Below are 17,058 nucleotides of genomic sequence, written 5' to 3'. Positions count from 1 at the left end.
GCCTTTATGACGGGGGGCGTTCGTATCGCTCATCACAGGGCGCTGGGGGTACCCCCTCCGGGGGTGGGGGTGCCCCCTCTGGGGGAGAACTGCGCGACCAGCCCCCACCGGACCCGCACGCACTCACTGAACGGATGCCACCTCCGCGATCACATCCCGCAACCGCTCCACATACAACCGCATACTCTTCTGCGCCACATCCGTGTCCGGATACCGACTGGCCAGCCACAACCCCTCATGCAGCCGGTTGATCCACACGCACACCTGATCCCCGTACGACACCCGGATCAACGCGTACGCCGACATCGCCGCCCAGTCCCCCGCCCCCGGCAACCCCCGCGCGTCCACGTACGACACGATCGAGTACAGATCGGGCGAGGTAGGCCGAAAATCCGCGCCGAGCAGCCGCAGCACCCGCGCGAGCGGCATCCGCGCCAGCGCCCGGTTCGCGTGCACCTGCTCCCGTACCGCCGCCAGCGCCCCCGTGAAGTCGAGGTCGGCGTCGAGCGCGATCTCGATGGGCGCCCCGCCGACGTACCACCCGACCGACTCCGACCAGCGGGACTTGACCCGGGTGTGCAGCGGCAGCACCGTCCGGTACACGTCCCCCGCGCCCAGCTCCCCCATCTCCCGCAGCACCAGCGCGGTCGCGGCGAGCACCCCGATCCCGCTGCCCCCGTACCGCCGGCAGCGCGCCTCGAACGCGGCGGCGGTCGCCGCGTCCACCAGCGGCTCCCGCATCAGCCGCTGGGTCGGCAGCGGCCCGCCCGCGCCCGGTTCGAGCCCCAGATCGACGGGGAACGACGGCAGCCGCCCGTCACAGCGCCGGATGAAATCCCGCCAGCGCCCGACGATCTCGTGGTCCGCGCCGATCCGGTCGGCGTCCGCCCGCTCGCTCTCGCAGAAGTCGACATAGCTGCCCACCGCCGGTTCCGCCAGCTCCCGCCCCGCCACGGCAGCCGCGTACAGCTCGTGGACCTCGGAGGGGATGCGGTGCAACGAGTAGGCGTCGACATTGCTGTGGTCGAAGGCCATGTAGACCCGGGTGTCGTCGTCCCGGACGACCGCCGCGTAGATCAGATTCGGCCAGCGGAGCGCGTCCGCGGCGACGTCGAAGCGGTCCTGGAGATGCTGGACCAGGGCGTCCGGGTCGGTGAAGTCGCCGACGACCTCCCGGTGCAGGGTCACCGACGCGCGGTCCAGGGTGAAGCGGCGCAGTTCCCCGCCGGACGACTCCCTGAAGCCGCTGCGCAGCGTCTCGTGGCGCAGGGTCCAGCCGCGCAGCGCCTCCTGGAGGGCGTCCAGATCGACCGGACCCGGCAGATCGAAGGCGGTGCCGAGCCAGGTCGGCACGAACAGGCCGTCGTCCCGCACGGATCGGGCCGTTCTGATGTGCGACTCCTGGATGTACGCCGGGGGCCGGGTGTCGTCCGGCAGGCCCGCGGCGGTCGCGACGGTCGCCGGACTCAGCGTCCATTCGACGAGCCGTCCGGGCCGCACCTCGCAGCGCTGGATGTCGGTGATGCGCACGGGAGGTCTCCGTTTCCAAGGGGCCGATCCTTCCAAGGCAAAGCCGTGAGCGGGGAAGACGCCCGGGAATGCCGGTTTCTTCAGCGCATCGAGTGGCCTCCTCGAACGACGGACTGAATACGATCCCGGCCACCGCACCCACCCCGCACCCACCCTGAGCCCACCGCGCGCCCACCCCACGTCCACCCAGCCCCCACCCCACGCCCACCTCACGCCGGTCCCGCCCCCCCCAGGCGCCCGGAAGCTGACACAGAGCTGACAGACAAGCCCCGTACATTGACCCCCATGGATCTTCGACTCCCCGGACTGCGCGGAATACGGCGCTCCCGGCGGTCCCGGCGGCTGCTGGCCGCCGCTGCCGCCGCAGTCGTCGTACTCGCCGGTGCCGGGACCTGGACGGCCGTCGCGTCGGAGGACGCGGCCCCCGTGCGGCGCGGTGACCGGATGCTGGACATGGGCGGCGGAGTGCGGGTCGACACCTCGTACTTCACCTCCGGCGCCACCGACACCAGGCGCCCCGCCGTGCTGCTCGGTCATGGCTTCGGCGGCAGCAAGGACGATCTGCGCGCCCAGGCCGAGGACCTGGCCCGGGACGGCTACGCGGTGCTCACCTGGTCGGCGCGCGGCTTCGGCGAGTCGACCGGCCGGATCGGGCTGAACGACCCGGACACCGAGGTGGCCGACGTGTCCCGGCTGCTGGACTGGCTGGCCGGACAGCCCCAGGTCGAACTGGACGCCGAGGGCGACCCCCGGGTCGGCATCGCGGGCGGCTCCTACGGCGGCGCCATCGCCCTGCTGGCCGCCGGGTACGACGACCGGGTGGACGCCATCGCCCCGGCGATCACCTACTGGAACCTGTCCGACGCCCTGTTCCCCGACGGTGTCTTCAAGAAGCTGTGGTCCGGGATCTTCTTCAACACCGGCGGCGGCTGCGACCGCTTCGAGGCCGAGCTGTGCGCGATGTACGACCGGGTCGCCGAGTCCGGTGTCCCGGACGCCGCGGCGCGTGAGCTGCTCGCGGCCCGCTCGCCGTCGGCCGTCGGCGACCGGATCGACGTACCGACCCTGCTGTTCCAGGGCCAGAGCGACTCCCTCTTCCCGCTCGGTCAGGCGGACGCCGCCGCACAGGCCATCCGCGCCAACGGGGCCCCCGTCGAGGTCGACTGGATCTCCGGTGGACACGACGGCGGTGACCTGGAGACGGCCCGCGTCGAGCAGCGCGTCGGCGCCTGGTTCGACCGGTATCTGAAGCAGGACACGGGCGCCGCCACCGGCCCCGCCTTCCGCTCCACCCGCACCGGCGGCTTCGACTCCACCGACGGCGAGGCCCGGCTGCGCGGCGCCGAGTCCGACAGCTACCCGGGGCTGCGCAACGACCCCCGGGACATCGCCCTGCGCGGCCCCGAGCAGCAGGTCCGCAACCCGGCCGGGGCCAGCCCGCCCGCCGTCTCCGCGCTGCCCGGCCTCGGCGCGGGCGGCCTGTCGCAGCTGTCCGCGCTCGGCGTCGGGGTCTCCCTGGACTTCCCCGGCCAGTTCGCCGCGTTCGAGTCGGCTCCCCTCACCGAGGACCTGCGCATCACCGGCTCCCCGACCGCCACCGTCCGCGTCGCCTCCACCTCCCCGGACACGGTCCTGTTCGCCAAGGTGTACGACGTCGGCCCCGACGGCGGCCAGCAGGTGCTGCCGTCCCAGCTGGTCAGCCCGGTCCGGGTCACCGACGCCGGCCAGGGCACGGACGTCGAACTGACCCTCCCGGCCATCGACCACGAGGTCCAGCAGGGCCACCGGCTGCGCCTGGTCCTGTCCTCCACCGACCTCGGCTACGCCTCCCCGCTCGCCGCGGCCACGTACACCGTCTCCCTGCGGAGCGGGCTGAGCGTGCCGACCGCGCCCGCGGTCGTCACCGGGGCGACCGGACTGCCGTCCTGGGTGTGGTGGCTGCCCGCTGGGGCGGTGGTGGTCGCCGCGCTGCTGCTGCTCACCGCCCGCCGCCGCACGGACGCCCCGCCGCCCGACCCGGCCCTCGCGGATGTCCCCCTGGAGATCACCGGGCTGAGCAAGCGCTACTCCCGCTCCAGCGACCGCTACGCGGTCCGGGAGCTGTCGTTCCGGGTGGAGAAGGGGCAGGTGCTGGGGCTGCTCGGACCCAACGGGGCGGGCAAGACCACCACGCTGCGGATGCTGATGGGCCTGATCACCCCGGACGGCGGTGACATCCGGGTCTTCGGCCACGCCATCCGGCCCGGCGCCCCCGTGCTGTCCCGGGTGGGCTCCTTCGTCGAGGGCGCCGGTTTCCTGCCGCATCTGTCCGGCCGGGAGAACCTGGAGCTGTACTGGGCCGCCACCGGCCGCCCCGCCGAGGACGCGCACATCGAGGAGGCGCTGGAGATCGCCGGGCTCGGTGACGCGCTGGCCCGCGCGGTGCGCACCTACTCGCAGGGTATGCGCCAGCGGCTGGCCATCGCCCAGGCCATGCTGGGCCTGCCGGACCTGCTGATCCTGGACGAGCCGACCAACGGGCTCGACCCGCCCCAGATCCGGGAGATGCGCGAGGTGATGATCCGCTACGCGGCGGCCGGGCGGACCGTGATCGTCTCCAGCCATCTGCTCGCCGAGGTCGAGCAGTCCTGCACCCACCTCGTGGTGATGGACCGGGGCCGCCTGGTGCAGGCCGGACCGGTCGGCGAGATCACCGGCTCCGGCGACACGCTGCTGGTCGGCACGGGTACGCCGGTGGCGGACCCGCTGGTGGAGAAGGTCGCCGCGCTGCCCGGCGTCGCCTCGGCGGTCCGTACCGACGAGGGGCTCCTCGTCCAGTTGGCCGCCACCGGCACCGCCGCGGGTCTGGTGCCCGAACTCGTCCGCCTGGAAGTGCCCGTGGAGTCGGTCGGCCCCAACCGCCGCCTGGAGGACGCCTTCCTGACCCTGATCGGAGGCTCCGCGTGAGCACGGCCGTCGAGCACACCGAGTCCGGGCCCGCCGAGTCCCCGGCCCCCGGCATCCCGTCCGGCGGCCCCCCGGCCACCGGTACGGCCCCCGGCTACCGACCCGGCCGCACCCTGCCGATCCGGGTCGAGCTGGTCCGCCAGCTCAAGCGGCGCCGCACCATGGTGATGGGCGCGGTGCTGGGCCTGCTGCCGTTCGTCCTGGTCATCGCGTTCGCCGTGGGCGGCGACACGGACGACGGGGGCGACGGCGGCGGCAACCGCATCAACCTGATGGACACGGCCACCGCGTCCGGCGCCAACTTCGCCGCGGTCACCCTGTTCGTGTCGGCCAGTTTCCTGCTGGTGATCCCGGTCGCCCTGTTCTGCGGGGACACCGTGGCCTCGGAGGCGAGCTGGTCCTCGCTGCGCTATCTGCTGGCGGCGCCCGTGCCGCGTACCCGGCTGCTGTTCTCCAAGCTGGTGGTGGCGCTCGGCATGAGCCTGGCGGCGATGGTGCTGCTGCCGCTGGTCGGCCTCGCCGTCGGCACGGTCGCCTACGGCTGGGGCCCGCTGCACATCCCCACCGGCGGTCAGCTGGACCCGGCGACGGCCGCGCAGCGGCTGGTGATCATCGTGGCGTACATCTTCGTCTCCCAACTGGTCACCGCCGGGCTGGCGTTCTGGCTGTCCACCCGGACCGACGCCCCGCTGGGCGCGGTGGGCGGCGCGGTCGGTCTGACCATCGTCGGCAATGTCCTGGACCAGGTGACCGCGCTCGGCGACTGGCGGGACTTCCTGCCCGCGCACTGGCAGTTCGTCTGGGCGGAGGCGGTCCAGCCGCGTCCGGAGTGGGACGGCATGATCCAGGGCGCGGCGATCTCGGTGACGTACGCCGTCATCCTGTTCGCGCTGGCCTTCCGGGGCTTCGCCCGCAAGGACATCGTGTCGTAGCGGGACGGGAGACCACTCCCGCCGCCCCCGGGGCCGGAGGTCACCCTCCGGTCACGGCGGACGGTCTCCGTGCCCGCTTCGAGACCCATCCGCAACCGCCCCGCGCGCACGTTCCACCCCCCGATGCCGTCACAGTCACAGACATCGGCATCAACGGACGCTGGGGGCAACGGAGATGAAGCGATACCGCACAGCACGGCTCGGCGGCGGGGCGCTCGCCCTGACGACAGTCTGCGCACTGCTACTCGCGGGTTGCAGCGGAGGCGGCGACAGCGCGGACAGCGCGGAGGGCGCCGCGGAGCGATGGCCCCGCAACACCGCCCCCGGCGGCGGCGAGGCCCGCCCCGACGACGACCCCTGGCAGCCGGACGGCACCGCACGCGACTTCGCCCCCGCCCCCGACCAGCTCTCCACCTTCGCCCTGGACGTCGACACCGCCTCCTACGGCTACGCCCGGCGGCTGCTCGCCGAGGGCACGGCACCGGACCCGGCGACCGTCCGCCCGGAGGAGTTCGTCAACAGCTTCCGCCAGGACTACGACCGCCCCGACGGCAATGGCTTCACGGTCACCGTGGACGGCGCCCGCACCTCCGAGGACGACTGGTCCCTGGTCCGGGTCGGACTCGCCACCCGCCCCGCCGAGGACTCCGGGGAACGCCCCCCGGCCGCGCTGACCTTCGTCGTCGACGTCTCCGGCTCCATGGCCGAGCCCGGCCGTCTCGACCTCGCCAAGCGGTCCCTGGGGATGCTGACCGACCAGCTCCGCGACGACGACTCCGTCGCCCTGGTCGCCTTCACCGACGAGGCCGAGGAGATCCTGCCGATGACCCGCCTCGGCGGCGGGCGCGACACCGTGCACGACGCGATCGACGCGCTGGAGACCGAGCAGTCCACCAACCTCGGGGCGGGCATGGAGACCGGGTACGCCACGGCCGTCGAGGGTCTGCGCGAGGGCGCCACCAACCGGGTCGTGCTGATCTCCGACGCGCTCGCCAACACCGGTGACACCGACGCCGACACCATCCTGGAGAACATCGCCGAGGCCCGCACCGAGCACGGCATCACCCTGTTCGGCGTCGGCGTGGGCAGCGACTACGGCGACGACCTGATGGAACGGCTCGCCGACCGCGGCGACGGCCACACCGCCTATGTGGCCACCACCGAGGAGGCCCGCGAGGTCTTCGTGGAGCAGCTCCCGCGCCATGTCGACCTGACCGCCCGCGACGCCAAGGCCCAGGTCTCCTTCGACCCGGAGACCGTCGAGGAGTTCCGGCTGATCGGCTACGACAACCGCCAGGTCGCCGACGAGGACTTCCGGGACGACTCCGTGGACGGCGGCGAGATCGGCCCCGGCCACACGGTGACCGCGCTGTACGCGGTCCGCACCGCGCCGGACGCGGCCGGGCACCTGGCCACCGCCACCGTCCGCTGGCAGGACCCGGAGGGCCGCACCCCGCACGAGGAGTCCGGCGATCTGGAGGCCGCCGACCTCGCCGACGGCGTGGGCAGCGCCTCCGACCGCTTCCAGGTCACCGCCGTCGCCGCCTACTTCGCCGACGCCCTGCGCCATGGCGACGACCGCTGGTCCCCGCTGCCGGGCGCCCCCGCCCTGGACGACCTCGCCGGGATCGCCCACGACCTGGCCGAGGACACCGAGGACGAGGCGGTCGGTGACCTCGCCGAATCCGTCGACCGGGCGGCCCGGCTGCTGCGCTGACCCGCGCTGACCCGCGCTGACCCACCGGCCCCACCCGTCCCGACAGCCCTGGCGCCGCCCGGGAACCGGCGCCTCCGGCCCATTTAAGTGAACAACTGTGCGCGCAAACCATTGACTCCGTCTTACGCAGCGGTAAGTTGACCTCGCGTCACCGACAGGGCAACCGGAAGCGGGGAACGGCCATGGGCGTACGCGGAGATCTGAAGAGGGCGAGGCGGCGCACCGACCTCGCGGGCCGTACCCGCACCGAACTGGTCCGGGACGACTCCGGGACGGTGCGCGAGGCACGGGTCGCCGCGCTGGCGGCCCCGGCCACCACCGCCGTCACCGCCGACATCCCGTTCACCAACGCGGCCGAGGCGCCCGACGCGGTGGTGGTGCGCCGCCGGACGGCCGAGGGCACCTGGCGCCCGGTCACCGCCGCCGCCTTCGCCGCGGAGATCGCCGCCGTCGCCAAGGGCCTGATCGCGGCGGGCCTCCAGCCGGGCGACGCGGTGGCGCTGATGTCCCGCACCCGCTACGAGTGGACCGTCCTGGACTTCGCCGCCTGGGCGGCCGGCGCCCGCACGGTCCCCGTCTACCCGACCTCCTCCGCCGAGCAGGTGGAGTGGATCGTCCGGGACTCCGGCGCCACCTTCGTGATCACCGAGACCGCCGAGAACACCGCCACCGTCCGCGCCGCCACCGCCGACCACCCCGGACAGCCCCTGCTGTGGGAGCTGGACGGGGACGCCGTCGCGGAGCTGACCGCGCTCGGCCAGGACGTCCCCGACGCGGAGATCACCCGCCGCCGCGCCGCCCTCACCCCCGACACCATCGCCACGATCTGCTACACCTCCGGCACCACCGGCCGCCCCAAAGGCTGTGTCCTCACCCACGCCAACCTCCACGCGGAGGCCGCCAACACCGTCGAACTCATGCACCCGGTCTTCAAGGCCGTCACCGGTCAGGCCGCCACCACCCTGCTCTTCCTGCCGCTCGCCCATATCCTCGGCCGCAGCATCCAGATCGCCTGTCTGCTGGCCCGCATCGAGGTCGGCCACTTCCCGAGCGTGCGACCCGACGAACTCCGCCCCGTCCTCAAGGAGTTCCGCCCCACCTTCCTGGTCGGCGTCCCCTATCTCTTCGAGAAGATCCACGACGCCGGACGCGCCACCGCCGAGAAACTGGGCCGCGGCGCCTCCTTCGACCGCGCCGACCGTGTCGCCGTCCGCTTCGGCGAGGCGTACCTCGCCAAGTTCCTCGGCACCGGCAAGGGCCCCACCCTCACCCAGTACGCCGCCTGGGCCCTGTACGACCTGCTGGTCTACCGCCGTATCCGCAAGGAGCTGGGCGGCCGGATGCGCTACGCCATCAGCGGCGGCTCCCCCCTCGACCGCGACCTCAACCTCTTCTTCTACGCCGCCGGAATCATCGTCTACGAGGGCTACGGCCTCACCGAGACCACCGCCGCCGCCACCATCGTCCCGCCCCTGCGCCCCCGCCCCGGCACGGTCGGCCAGCCCATCCCCGGCAACCGGATCCGGATCGCGGACGACGGTGAGGTCCTGCTCCACGGCCCCATCGTGCTCGGCTCCTACTGGAACGACCCCGAGTCCACCGCGGGCTCCCTCACCGACGGCTGGTACGCCAGCGGCGACCTCGGCGCCCTGGACGACGAGGGCTATCTCACCATCACCGGCCGCAAGAAGGACCTGCTGGTCACCTCCGGCGGCAAGAACGTCTCCCCGGCGCTTCTGGAGGACCGGCTGCGCAGCCGCGCCCTGATCGGCCAGTGCCTGGTCGTCGGCGACAACCGCCCCTTCATCGCCGCCCTGGTCACCCTCGACCCCGAGGCGGTCGCCCACTGGCTCGCGGTCCGCAAGCTGCCCCCGGACACCCCCCTCGCCGACCTGCTGGACGACGCCGCCCTGCGCGCCGACGTCCAGCGCGCCGTCGACCACGCCAACCTGGCCGTCTCCCGAGCCGAGTCCATCCGCGCCTTCACCCTGGTCGAGGGCGCCTTCACCGAGGAGAACGGCATGCTCACCCCGTCCCTGAAGGTCCGCCGCCACGCGGTGACGACGGCGTACGAGAAGGAGATCGAGCAGCTGTACGCCCGCTGACCGGGCCACCTGGAACGACCCGGACATACGACGACGGCGGGTCACCGGGGAGACCGGTGACCCGCCGTCGCGGGAGCGGGGTACGGATCAGTTGTTGCCGGCGCCGTTGCCTGCCAGGACGGAGATGTCGTCCAGGATGTGCGACAGCGGCTCGTCGCCCTTGGCCTGGGTGGAGTTCTCCACGCACTGCTGGTTCTGCGGGGCCGACAGGATCGGGATGTCCTGGACGGCGATCGGCACCACGCCGATCAGCGAGCCCACGTTGGCCTTCAGCGGCAGACCGACACAGGGCTTGTTCAGCGAACCCTGGACCAGCGAGAGCTGCGGGCTCATGTCACCGAACGTGGCCGAGTTGCCGAACACCTGCGAAGCGCCGTTGCCGCTGGCGGAGGTGGTGCCGTTGTCGTTGCCGATGGCCATGGCCGACGGGGCGGCCGTGGCCGACAGACCGGCGACGGAGGCGGCGATAGCCGCGGTGGCCCACAGCTTCTTCATGTTCTTTCCCTTCGAAAAGCGGACTCCGGTGGGGAGTTGCGTGATCATCAACGGTTCCGGAGCGAAATGGGTTGCGGTTTTTGACCCGAACAGCGCAGTTTGTTCCCGGTGTGGGTGAACATCGGGCGCCAGGTTCACGCCCGGGGTCACCGGGGGTGAGGTCCGGGCCCGCGCGGTGCGGTCGGGGCGGCGATCGGGAGGCGACCGGTGCGCGGTGGGGGCGGCGATCGGGAGGCGACCGGTGCGCGGTGGGGGCGCGTCCGGACAGAGAAAGCGGGCCGCCGGAAGACCGGCGGCCCGCTGTGCGGGAGCGGTGGGGCACCCCCGCGGGTCCGTCACCGGACCCGTGGCGCGCGACCGACTCAGTTGTTGGCGGCGCCGTTGCCCGCGAGCACCGCGATGTCCTGGAGGATGTGCGACAGCGGCTCGTCACCCTTGGCCTGGGTGGAGTTCTCGACACACTGCTGGTTCTGCGGGGCCGACAGGATCGGGATGTCCTGGACGGCGATCGGCACCAGGCCGATCAGCGAACCGATGTTGGCCTTGGCGGGCAGACCGATGCAGGGCTTGTTGAACGAACCCTGGATCAGCGCCATCTGCGGGCTCATGTTCCCGTAGGTCGCCGAGTTGCCGTACACCTGCGAAGCGCCGTTGCCGCTGGCGGAGGTGGTGCCGCTGTCGTTGCCGATGGCGAGCGCCGACGGAGCGGCGGCGGCGGAGGCACCGACGACGGAAGCGGCGACCGCGGCGGAAGCCAGAACCTTCTTGATCACTTGCTAGTCCCTTCTGGAGAAACCCCGTCCACCGGAGCGTTCTGGACAACTGCCGGACGCCCGCTTGGTTGCCCCCATTCACTCCATTGGCCCACGGCGTGCGCGCGGTCGCCGAGCGCCCCCGAAATGCGCTCCCTGATTCCCGCCGCCCCGCGCCGGGGTCGCCGGAACCGTACGAGTGAAAGGCCGCAACCATTCGCCGTGCGCCGGGTTGATGCGAGGGCAGGAACACCCGTGACGACCGGGCCGGAAAATATGCGGGCCGGAAGCGGGTGTCCTCGTCGGAAAGGAAACGGAAATGCTGAAGAAGGCAATGGCCGCGGCGGCGGTCGCCGCCTCCGTGGTCGGTATGACGGCGATGGCCGCCCCGCAGGCGCTTGCCATCGGTGACGACTCCGGCACCACCTCCGCCAGCGGCAACGGAGCCCACTCCGCGTTCGGCAACTCGGCCACGTTCGGTGACCTGAGCCCGCAGGCCAGCCTGGTCCAGGGTTCGGTGAACAAGCTCTGCGTCGGGCTGCCCGCCAAGGCCAACGTCGGTCCGCTGCTCGGTGTGCTGGTCCCGGTCTCGGTCCAGGACATCCCGATCCTGTCGGCCCCGCAGAACCAGCAGTGCGCCGAGAACTCCACCCAGGCCAAGGGCGACGAGCCGCTGTCGCACATCCTGGACGACATCTCCGCGCTGTCCGGCAACGGCGTCGCCAACCGCTGATCGGGCGCCGTACCCCGATCGGCCCGGACGGTCCACCATCCCCCCGGTGGGCCGTCCGCGGCGGTTTCCCGGCGGTCCAGCCGGGTCCGGAATCCGGCAAAACATTGTGGAATTTGATTTACCGACATCTCGTCAATTTCCCTCCGCCACTTAGGCGAAGCGTTTCCTCACCGATCGGCACGGTATTCGGTGCGGTGCGACAAAGGGCGAGTCAAGGTATTTTGGCGTTCGAGTGAATTACCGGGCGACACACGTTCCTTAGTTTCTTCAGCTGTCTATCCCTCGTTCTACAGCCTGCCGGTCATGGTGCGAGCCATCCGTTGTGCTCGCTCGGTTTCGGCCGTCATAGGGCATGACCGCAGAGAAGGGAAAGTCCATGAAGAAGACCGCTGCCGTGTTCGCGGGCGCGATCCTCGCCCTGGGCGGGGCCGCCCCGGCGTTCGCCGACTCCGGTGCCGAGGGTGCCGCGATCGGGTCCCCGGGTGTGCTGTCCGGCAACGTCGTCCAGATTCCCGTGCACATCCCCGTGAACGTCTGCGGCAACAGCATCAGCATCATCGGGCTGCTGAACCCGGCGTTCGGCAACATCTGCGCCAACGGCTGACCAGCCGCTCCGGCTGCGCCACGGCCGGCCCTGGACCGATCTTCCGGTCCAGGGCCGGCCTTTCCCGACTCTGAAGCTCTTTGATCGAGCAGGACAGGAAAGATTGAGATTGCGACAGACCTTGAGCAGGTCGATGGTCGCGGCTGCCGCCGCGACCGGCATTCTGTCCCTCTGCGCCACACCCGTACTCGCCGACAGCTCGGCGAGCGGGGGCGCACAGGGCTCGCCCGGTGTGGTCTCGGGCAACGCGGTCGAGGTCCCGGTGAACATCCCGGCCAACCTCTGCGGCAACACGGTGGACCCGGTGGGCCTCCTCAACCCCGCCTTCGGCAACACCTGCGCGAACACGGGGGCCGGGGACACGGAACGGGGGCCTTCTTACGGGGATGACTCCGGCTACGGGGACTCCCAGCCCGGGTACGGCGACTCGGGCTACGGCGACTCGGGCTACGGGGACTCCGGACACAGGGACTCGGGGCACAGGGACTCCGGCTACGAGGAGTCCGGGTATGGAGACTCGGGCTACGGGGACTCGGGCCATGGGGACTCCGGGTACGGGGACTCCGGCTATGGGGACTCCGGGTACGGAGGTGACGACTCGCCTGGTGGGTATGGGGAGCAGCCGCCTGGGGGAGGTGAGCAGCCGCCCGGTGGTGGCGAGCAGCCTCCCGGTGGGGGTGAGTCACCTCCTGGCGGAGGTGGGCAGCCGCCGGGTGGTGGGGAACAGCCTCCTGGTGGGGGTGAGTCACCTCCCGGTGGTGGTGGGCAGCCGCCTGGCGGTGGCGAGCAGCCCCCTGGTGGGGGTGAGTCACCTCCTGGCGGAGGTGGGCAGCCTCCCGGTGGCGGTGAGCAGCCCCCCGGCGGTGGCGAGCAGCCCCCAGGTGGGGGTGAGTCACCTCCCGGTGGTGGCGAGCAGCCTCCCGGCGGAGGCGGGCAGCCCCCCGGCGGAGGTGGGCATCACCGGCCGCCCTCCCTCGCGGACACCGGTGACGACACCGTGTTCGGAGCCTCGTTGGCCGGGGCCGCGCTGATCGCGGGTGGGGCCGTGCTGTACCGGCGAGGCCGGGCCGCCGCGCGTCCGTGACGGGCGGGACACCAGGGCCCCGGACGACGGCCGACCGTCGTCCGGGGCCGACGTGTGTCCGGACCCGTTCCGCCGGTCAGGGGCGGCTCGCGCGTTCGTCGGTGGGCGGGGACGGCTGGCGGATGATGTGCGGGCGGGGGCCGTCCGGGTCGGCGGGGACCGGCGCGGCGGGGCGCAGCCGACGGGTGAGACGGCGGGGCCACTGGAGCCACAGGGCGCGGGCGGGCGCCCGGTCGTCGGCGGCGTACCAGGCGAGTTCGCGGCTGGTGCGGGACGGGCGCAGGGCGGTGAGCGGGGCGTAGTTCTCGACCAGGAACCGGCGTCCTGGGCGGGGGCGCGGGGGCGGCAGCGGACGGTCCGTCAGGTCGAGGTGCAGGGCGCGTACGACGTCCAGACCGGCGCCGTCGGCGAAGAGCCGGAACTGGGCGCCGGGGCGGGGGTTGAAGTCGAGCAGGTGATAGGCGCCGGTGCGGTCGTGGCGGCGGAAGTCCAGGTCGAGGACGCCCCGGTAGCCGAGGGCCTCGACCAGACGGCCGGTCAGCTCGTCCAGCGCGGGGTTGGGCGCCCACTCGCCGACCGCCGTCAGGCCCGCGCCGCGCGGCCAGGACAGCAGCTTGCGCCCGGTGCCGCCGCCGTGGCGGGTGCCGTCACGGGTGGTGTGGCCGTGGCAGAACCAGTCGAGGCCGGGTCCCGGCGGCAGGAACTCCTGGAGGAGCAGCGGGCTGCCCGCCTCGGCGCCGCGCCCGTACAGTTCCCGGGCCTGTTGCGCGGACCGGACGACGGTCGTGCTGCGCAGTCCGCTGCCCGCCGGGAGCAGCCAGGGGCGGCTCCACTTGGCGACCACCGGCAGCCCGAGGCGCCAGGCGGCGCGGCCCGCCTCGGCGGCGCTGCCGGGGACCAGGGTGGTGGGGTGCGGGATGTTGAGGCCGGTGCACAGGGCGGCGAGTTCGGCCTTGTCGGCGACGCGTTCGGCGAGCGGGCCGGGGAGCGCCGGGAGCCGGAAGGCGGGGGCGAGCCGGGTCCGCAGCCGGGCCGTGGCGAGCGCGCTCGCGTCGTCCAGCGGGACCAGGACGGCGGGCCGGGCGATCCGCGCGGCCACCTCCGCCAGCACCCGGGCGATCTCCTCGTCCGGGGCGCCCGGGGCGGGCGGTTCGTGGACGGCGGTCAGGTACCGGGAGGCGGCGACCGGACTGGCGGTGCCGTCGGCCACCACATGGGTCTCCACGCCCGCGCGGCCGAGCGAGCGGACGGCGCCCAGCGTGCCGTGGTGGAAGGGGTTCCGGTCGATCCGCAGCAGTACGGCGGGGACCCGGGTGTCTAACGGCGGCGCGGACACTTTTCCTTCGGTTCCTTCGGTCGGTGTCACCCGTGCGGGCGAGCGGGGCACTCGGACGCCGCAATGGCGGTGGCGTGAGGGTCTTTCATATGACTGAGTGTCAGTAACTGGCGTTCGAACGGCATGAGAGTGCGCGTCAGACAGCGCGGTTGGCGAGGAGAGGAGCAGGCATGGCCCCACAGCAGCAGCGACGGTCCCGGTCCAAGCGGCTGGCCCTGATCGCGGCGACGGTCACCGCGTCGGCGGCCCTGGCGTCCGGACCGGTGTTCGCCGCGGGGCTCGGAGTGGCGGTCGTCGCCGATCCCCCCGCTCCGGACCCGGCCGCGACGGCGGCGCCCGCGAGCGGCACACCGGCGCGGGAGGCGGCCGGGACGGCACCCGAGACGGCACCCGCGAAGGTGCCTGAGCAGGCGGCCGGGACGGTGGCTGAGAAGGCGCCCGGGAACGCGCCCGGCAACGCGACCGGCAACACGGCCGGGAACGCGGCCGTCAAGGAGCACCCCGCCTTCGGCGCCTATCTCGACTACGGCCCCCGTGGGGTCTCCCGGATCGCCGAGCTGAGCCGCTGGCTGGGCGGGGCCGATCTGCGGGTCGGGCACACCTATCTGCCGGGCGACCTGTGGTCCAACATCGAGGGGCGGCCCGACTTCCTCGCCTCGTGGGCCGACTGGCGGCGGGCCGACCCGGACCGGATGTTCGTGCTCAACGTCCCCATGCTGGAGCGCAACGAGGAGGGACTCTCGGACGCCGAGGTGCGCCGGCTGCTGCGGCAGGGCGCCGCCGGACGGTTCGACCAGCACTACCGGGCGCTCGCCGAGCGGCTGGTGGACCTGAAGGTGCCGGACACGGTGATCGTGCTCGGCTGGGAGATGAACGGCATCACGTACAGCCACCGCTGCGGGCCCGATCCGCAGGCGTGGAAGAAGTACTGGAACCGGGTCGTCACCGCCATGCGGGCCGTACCCGGCCAGAAGTTCAAGTTCGACTGGACGCCCAGCCGTGGCCGGGACGCCATCGCCTGGACGCGCTGCTACCCCGGTGACGCCACCGTGGATGTCATCGGCATGGACTCCTACGACCAGCCGTCCGGGATGTCCTTCGACCAGCAGGTCAGCGAGCCGTACGGGCTGCGTGACCATGTGGAGTTCGCCAAGGCGCACGGCAAGGCGATCTCGTACCCGGAGTGGGGGCTGTTCCGCAACGGCGACAACCCGGAGTACATGCGGCGGATGCTGGCCTGGATGGACGAGCACAAGCCGCTCTACAACACCCTCACCGACTACTGCCCGCACGGTGTGTGGCAGTGCGGCACCAACCCGCGCTCCTCCGAGGTGTACCGCAGCGTGCTGTCCGGACGCGGCGGACCGGTCGTCGGGCCGACGCCCGAGCCCACCCCGAAGCCGACGCCCGAGCCGACCCCGGTACCCACTCCGGTGCCGACGCCGGAACCGACGCCGGTGAAGCCGACCGACCCGCCCGGCACGCCCGACTGCACACCGCTGGACCTCGGCGACTGGGTCGAGCACTGGCTTGGCGGCAAGCTCTGCGTCCGCCTCGACTGGTGGTCGCGCAACCGCTGAGCGCGGGCCGGACGCACGGCGGCGGGGCCGGTCAGGTCCCGCCGCCACCGTCGCGCTCCTTCCAGCGCAACAGCAGCTCCTTGCCGCGGGCCCGCGCCCGCGCGTCGGCGAGCGCCGCCGCGAGCAGCGGGGCGGTGGTGGGACGGGCCAGCAGCAGCCGCCGGTTGACGACCCGCTCGGGCCGCCAGTGGTGCTTGTACGGTTCGTCGCCGCGCAGCAGGCTGAGCGTGGCGATGCCTCCGGCGGCGCCGGTGTGCCCGGTGCAGGCGTCCAGCAGCATCACCGCCACGTCCGCCTTCAGCTCCCGCAGCCGGGGATGGGCGCCGTAGAGGTAGCCGCCCGCCAGGCGCGGGGACATCAGGGTCAGGTCGACGGCCACCACCTCGTCGTCCAGCCGGAACTCGGTGACGACCGCCGTGCCGGAGCGGACCATCGGACCGGCGGAGCGCACCAGATGGTCCCGGAAGCGCGGCTGGAGGTGCTCGGTGGTGACCCGGCGGCCCTGCCACTGGAGCCGGTGCAGCTCGACCAGGCGGCGCAGCGCGCCGTCCACCTCGTCCGGTCCGGCGACCCGGCGGCGCACCCCGAGCGCCTCCAGCTTGCGCAGCTTGGCCCGGACCCGCTGCTGGGCCTTGGCCGAGGGCAGCCGGGTGATCAGCTCGTCCAGCGGGACGGCGGGCAGTTCCAGACAGACCGAGTCGTCGATCCGGCGCCGGGGTCCGCGCCAGCGGTCGTAGATCTGCTCGGCGGCGGCGCCGGGGCGGACCTCGCGCAGATCGAGCAGCGCGGTGCGGGCGGCGGCGGCCAGGGCGGCGGTGAGCGCGTCGGCGGCGGCCGGGCCGTGCTCGTCGTCCAGCAGGACATCGGTGTAGTCGGAGATGGCTCCGCCGAGCGGGACCAGCGCGGGCAGCGGACGCCGTACGCGCATCAGGGGGGCCGCGGCGACCAGCGTCCCGGCCGGGTCGCGGACCAGGATCAGGCGCAGCCGCCGGGGGCCGCCGTAGGACAGCCACCAGGAGTGCAGCCAGGCGTGGCTCTGGAACGGGGTCGCGGCGGCGCACCGGGTGTAGAGGCGGTGCCAGTCGGGGGCGAGCGCGGCGAAGGCGTCGGGGTCGGTCACCACCTGGGTGGTGTGACCGGTGCTGTGGACGCAGTCCACGCGCGGGCCGGGCGGGTCCGGTCGATCCGTACGGGTGTGAACGCGTTGCACCGCCGGGCCGCCGTCCCCCCGCTTCACACCCCGT

At 72.9% G+C, this 17,058-nt stretch carries 14 protein-coding genes and 1 pseudogene; 10 read left to right on the top strand and 5 right to left on the bottom strand.

Features of this window, described 5'->3' with window-relative positions; translation table 11 throughout:
* Positions 1-123: 123 nt before the first annotated feature.
* Positions 124-1,530 (bottom strand): condensation domain-containing protein, encoded by a 1,407-nt coding sequence (locus AB0D49_RS27005; protein ID WP_362761928.1) that lies wholly within the window; start codon positions 1,528-1,530, stop codon positions 124-126.
* A 285-nt stretch (positions 1,531-1,815) separates the two neighbouring features.
* Between AB0D49_RS27005 and AB0D49_RS27000 the strand changes: the two genes are divergently transcribed.
* The 4 genes from AB0D49_RS27000 (at position 1,816) to AB0D49_RS26985 (ending at position 9,230) form a co-directional block, all read left to right on the top strand.
* Positions 1,816-4,476 (top strand): alpha/beta fold hydrolase, encoded by a 2,661-nt coding sequence (locus AB0D49_RS27000; protein WP_362761926.1) that lies wholly within the window; start codon positions 1,816-1,818, stop codon positions 4,474-4,476.
* A 53-nt stretch (positions 4,477-4,529) separates the two neighbouring features.
* Positions 4,530-5,408 (top strand): ABC transporter permease, encoded by an 879-nt coding sequence (locus AB0D49_RS26995; RefSeq protein WP_362762129.1) that lies wholly within the window; start codon positions 4,530-4,532, stop codon positions 5,406-5,408.
* A 175-nt stretch (positions 5,409-5,583) separates the two neighbouring features.
* Positions 5,584-7,125, top strand: a complete 1,542-nt coding sequence (locus AB0D49_RS26990; RefSeq protein WP_362761924.1) for a von Willebrand factor type A domain-containing protein — start codon at positions 5,584-5,586, stop codon at positions 7,123-7,125.
* Positions 7,126-7,307: 182 nt separating this feature from the next.
* A complete protein-coding gene (locus AB0D49_RS26985) occupies positions 7,308-9,230 on the top strand; it encodes an AMP-dependent synthetase/ligase (RefSeq protein ID WP_362761923.1) in 1,923 nt (640 codons plus the stop codon).
* Between the two features lie 87 nt (positions 9,231-9,317).
* Here the strand turns inward: AB0D49_RS26985 and AB0D49_RS26980 are convergent, their stop codons facing one another.
* Positions 9,318-9,725, bottom strand: coding sequence for a rodlin (locus tag AB0D49_RS26980; protein ID WP_362761921.1), 408 nt, complete (start codon positions 9,723-9,725; stop codon positions 9,318-9,320).
* A 362-nt stretch (positions 9,726-10,087) separates the two neighbouring features.
* Positions 10,088-10,498, bottom strand: a complete 411-nt coding sequence (locus AB0D49_RS26975) for a rodlin (RefSeq protein WP_362761919.1) — start codon at positions 10,496-10,498, stop codon at positions 10,088-10,090.
* A 298-nt stretch (positions 10,499-10,796) separates the two neighbouring features.
* On the opposite strand from AB0D49_RS26975, the gene AB0D49_RS26970 reads away from it, so the two are divergent.
* The 5 genes and pseudogenes from AB0D49_RS26970 (at position 10,797) to AB0D49_RS26950 (ending at position 12,898) form a co-directional block, all read left to right on the top strand.
* The gene (locus tag AB0D49_RS26970; RefSeq protein WP_362761917.1) at positions 10,797-11,210 is read left to right on the top strand and encodes a rodlin; all 414 of its coding nucleotides are present in this window, start codon (positions 10,797-10,799) and stop codon (positions 11,208-11,210) included.
* A 376-nt stretch (positions 11,211-11,586) separates the two neighbouring features.
* Positions 11,587-11,814, top strand: a complete 228-nt coding sequence (locus tag AB0D49_RS26965) for a chaplin (RefSeq protein ID WP_362761915.1) — start codon at positions 11,587-11,589, stop codon at positions 11,812-11,814.
* A 133-nt stretch (positions 11,815-11,947) separates the two neighbouring features.
* A pseudogene (locus AB0D49_RS26960) lies at positions 11,948-12,148 on the top strand (chaplin); the annotation flags it as partial.
* 277 nt (positions 12,149-12,425) lie between these two features.
* Complete coding sequence (locus tag AB0D49_RS26955; RefSeq protein ID WP_362762144.1) at positions 12,426-12,845, top strand: hypothetical protein; 420 nt, start codon at positions 12,426-12,428, stop codon at positions 12,843-12,845.
* Positions 12,812-12,898 carry a hypothetical protein gene (locus tag AB0D49_RS26950; protein ID WP_362762127.1) on the top strand — a complete coding sequence of 29 codons (87 nt, stop codon included), beginning with the start codon at positions 12,812-12,814 and terminating at the stop codon, positions 12,896-12,898. Before AB0D49_RS26955 ends, AB0D49_RS26950 begins: the two co-directional genes overlap by 34 nt.
* A gap of 76 nt (positions 12,899-12,974) precedes the next feature.
* On the opposite strand, the gene AB0D49_RS26945 is transcribed toward AB0D49_RS26950, so the two are convergent.
* Positions 12,975-14,234 carry an ATP-grasp domain-containing protein gene (locus AB0D49_RS26945; protein ID WP_362761913.1) on the bottom strand — a complete coding sequence of 420 codons (1,260 nt, stop codon included), beginning with the start codon at positions 14,232-14,234 and terminating at the stop codon, positions 12,975-12,977.
* 170 nt (positions 14,235-14,404) lie between these two features.
* Here AB0D49_RS26945 and AB0D49_RS26940 point away from each other — a divergent pair, with 170 nt between their 5' ends.
* Entirely contained in the window at positions 14,405-15,814 is a 1,410-nt protein-coding gene (locus AB0D49_RS26940) for a glycosyl hydrolase (RefSeq protein ID WP_362761911.1), read from the top strand.
* Between the two features lie 31 nt (positions 15,815-15,845).
* On the opposite strand, the gene AB0D49_RS26935 is transcribed toward AB0D49_RS26940, so the two are convergent.
* A complete protein-coding gene (locus tag AB0D49_RS26935) occupies positions 15,846-16,973 on the bottom strand; it encodes a GNAT family N-acetyltransferase (protein ID WP_362762126.1) in 1,128 nt (375 codons plus the stop codon).
* Positions 16,974-17,058: the final 85 nt, after the last annotated feature.

Source organism: Streptomyces sp. NPDC048290, from assembly GCF_040652095.1.
GTDB lineage: Bacteria > Actinomycetota > Actinomycetes > Streptomycetales > Streptomycetaceae > Streptomyces.
Note: the sequence above shows the minus strand (reverse complement) of the source record. Positions and strands in the feature narration are given on the sequence as shown.

Coding starts and splice junctions, on each gene's coding strand:
- AB0D49_RS26940 (WP_362761911.1), top strand. CDS start 14,405: ATGGCCCCACAGCAGCAGCGACGGTCCCGGTCCAAGCGGCTGGCCCTG.
- AB0D49_RS27000 (WP_362761926.1), top strand. CDS start 1,816: ATGGATCTTCGACTCCCCGGACTGCGCGGAATACGGCGCTCCCGGCGG.
- AB0D49_RS26990 (WP_362761924.1), top strand. CDS start 5,584: ATGAAGCGATACCGCACAGCACGGCTCGGCGGCGGGGCGCTCGCCCTG.
- AB0D49_RS26970 (WP_362761917.1), top strand. CDS start 10,797: ATGCTGAAGAAGGCAATGGCCGCGGCGGCGGTCGCCGCCTCCGTGGTC.
- AB0D49_RS26985 (WP_362761923.1), top strand. CDS start 7,308: ATGGGCGTACGCGGAGATCTGAAGAGGGCGAGGCGGCGCACCGACCTC.
- AB0D49_RS26955 (WP_362762144.1), top strand. CDS start 12,426: ATGGGGAGCAGCCGCCTGGGGGAGGTGAGCAGCCGCCCGGTGGTGGCG.
- AB0D49_RS26980 (WP_362761921.1), bottom strand. CDS start 9,725: ATGAAGAAGCTGTGGGCCACCGCGGCTATCGCCGCCTCCGTCGCCGGT.
- AB0D49_RS26965 (WP_362761915.1), top strand. CDS start 11,587: ATGAAGAAGACCGCTGCCGTGTTCGCGGGCGCGATCCTCGCCCTGGGC.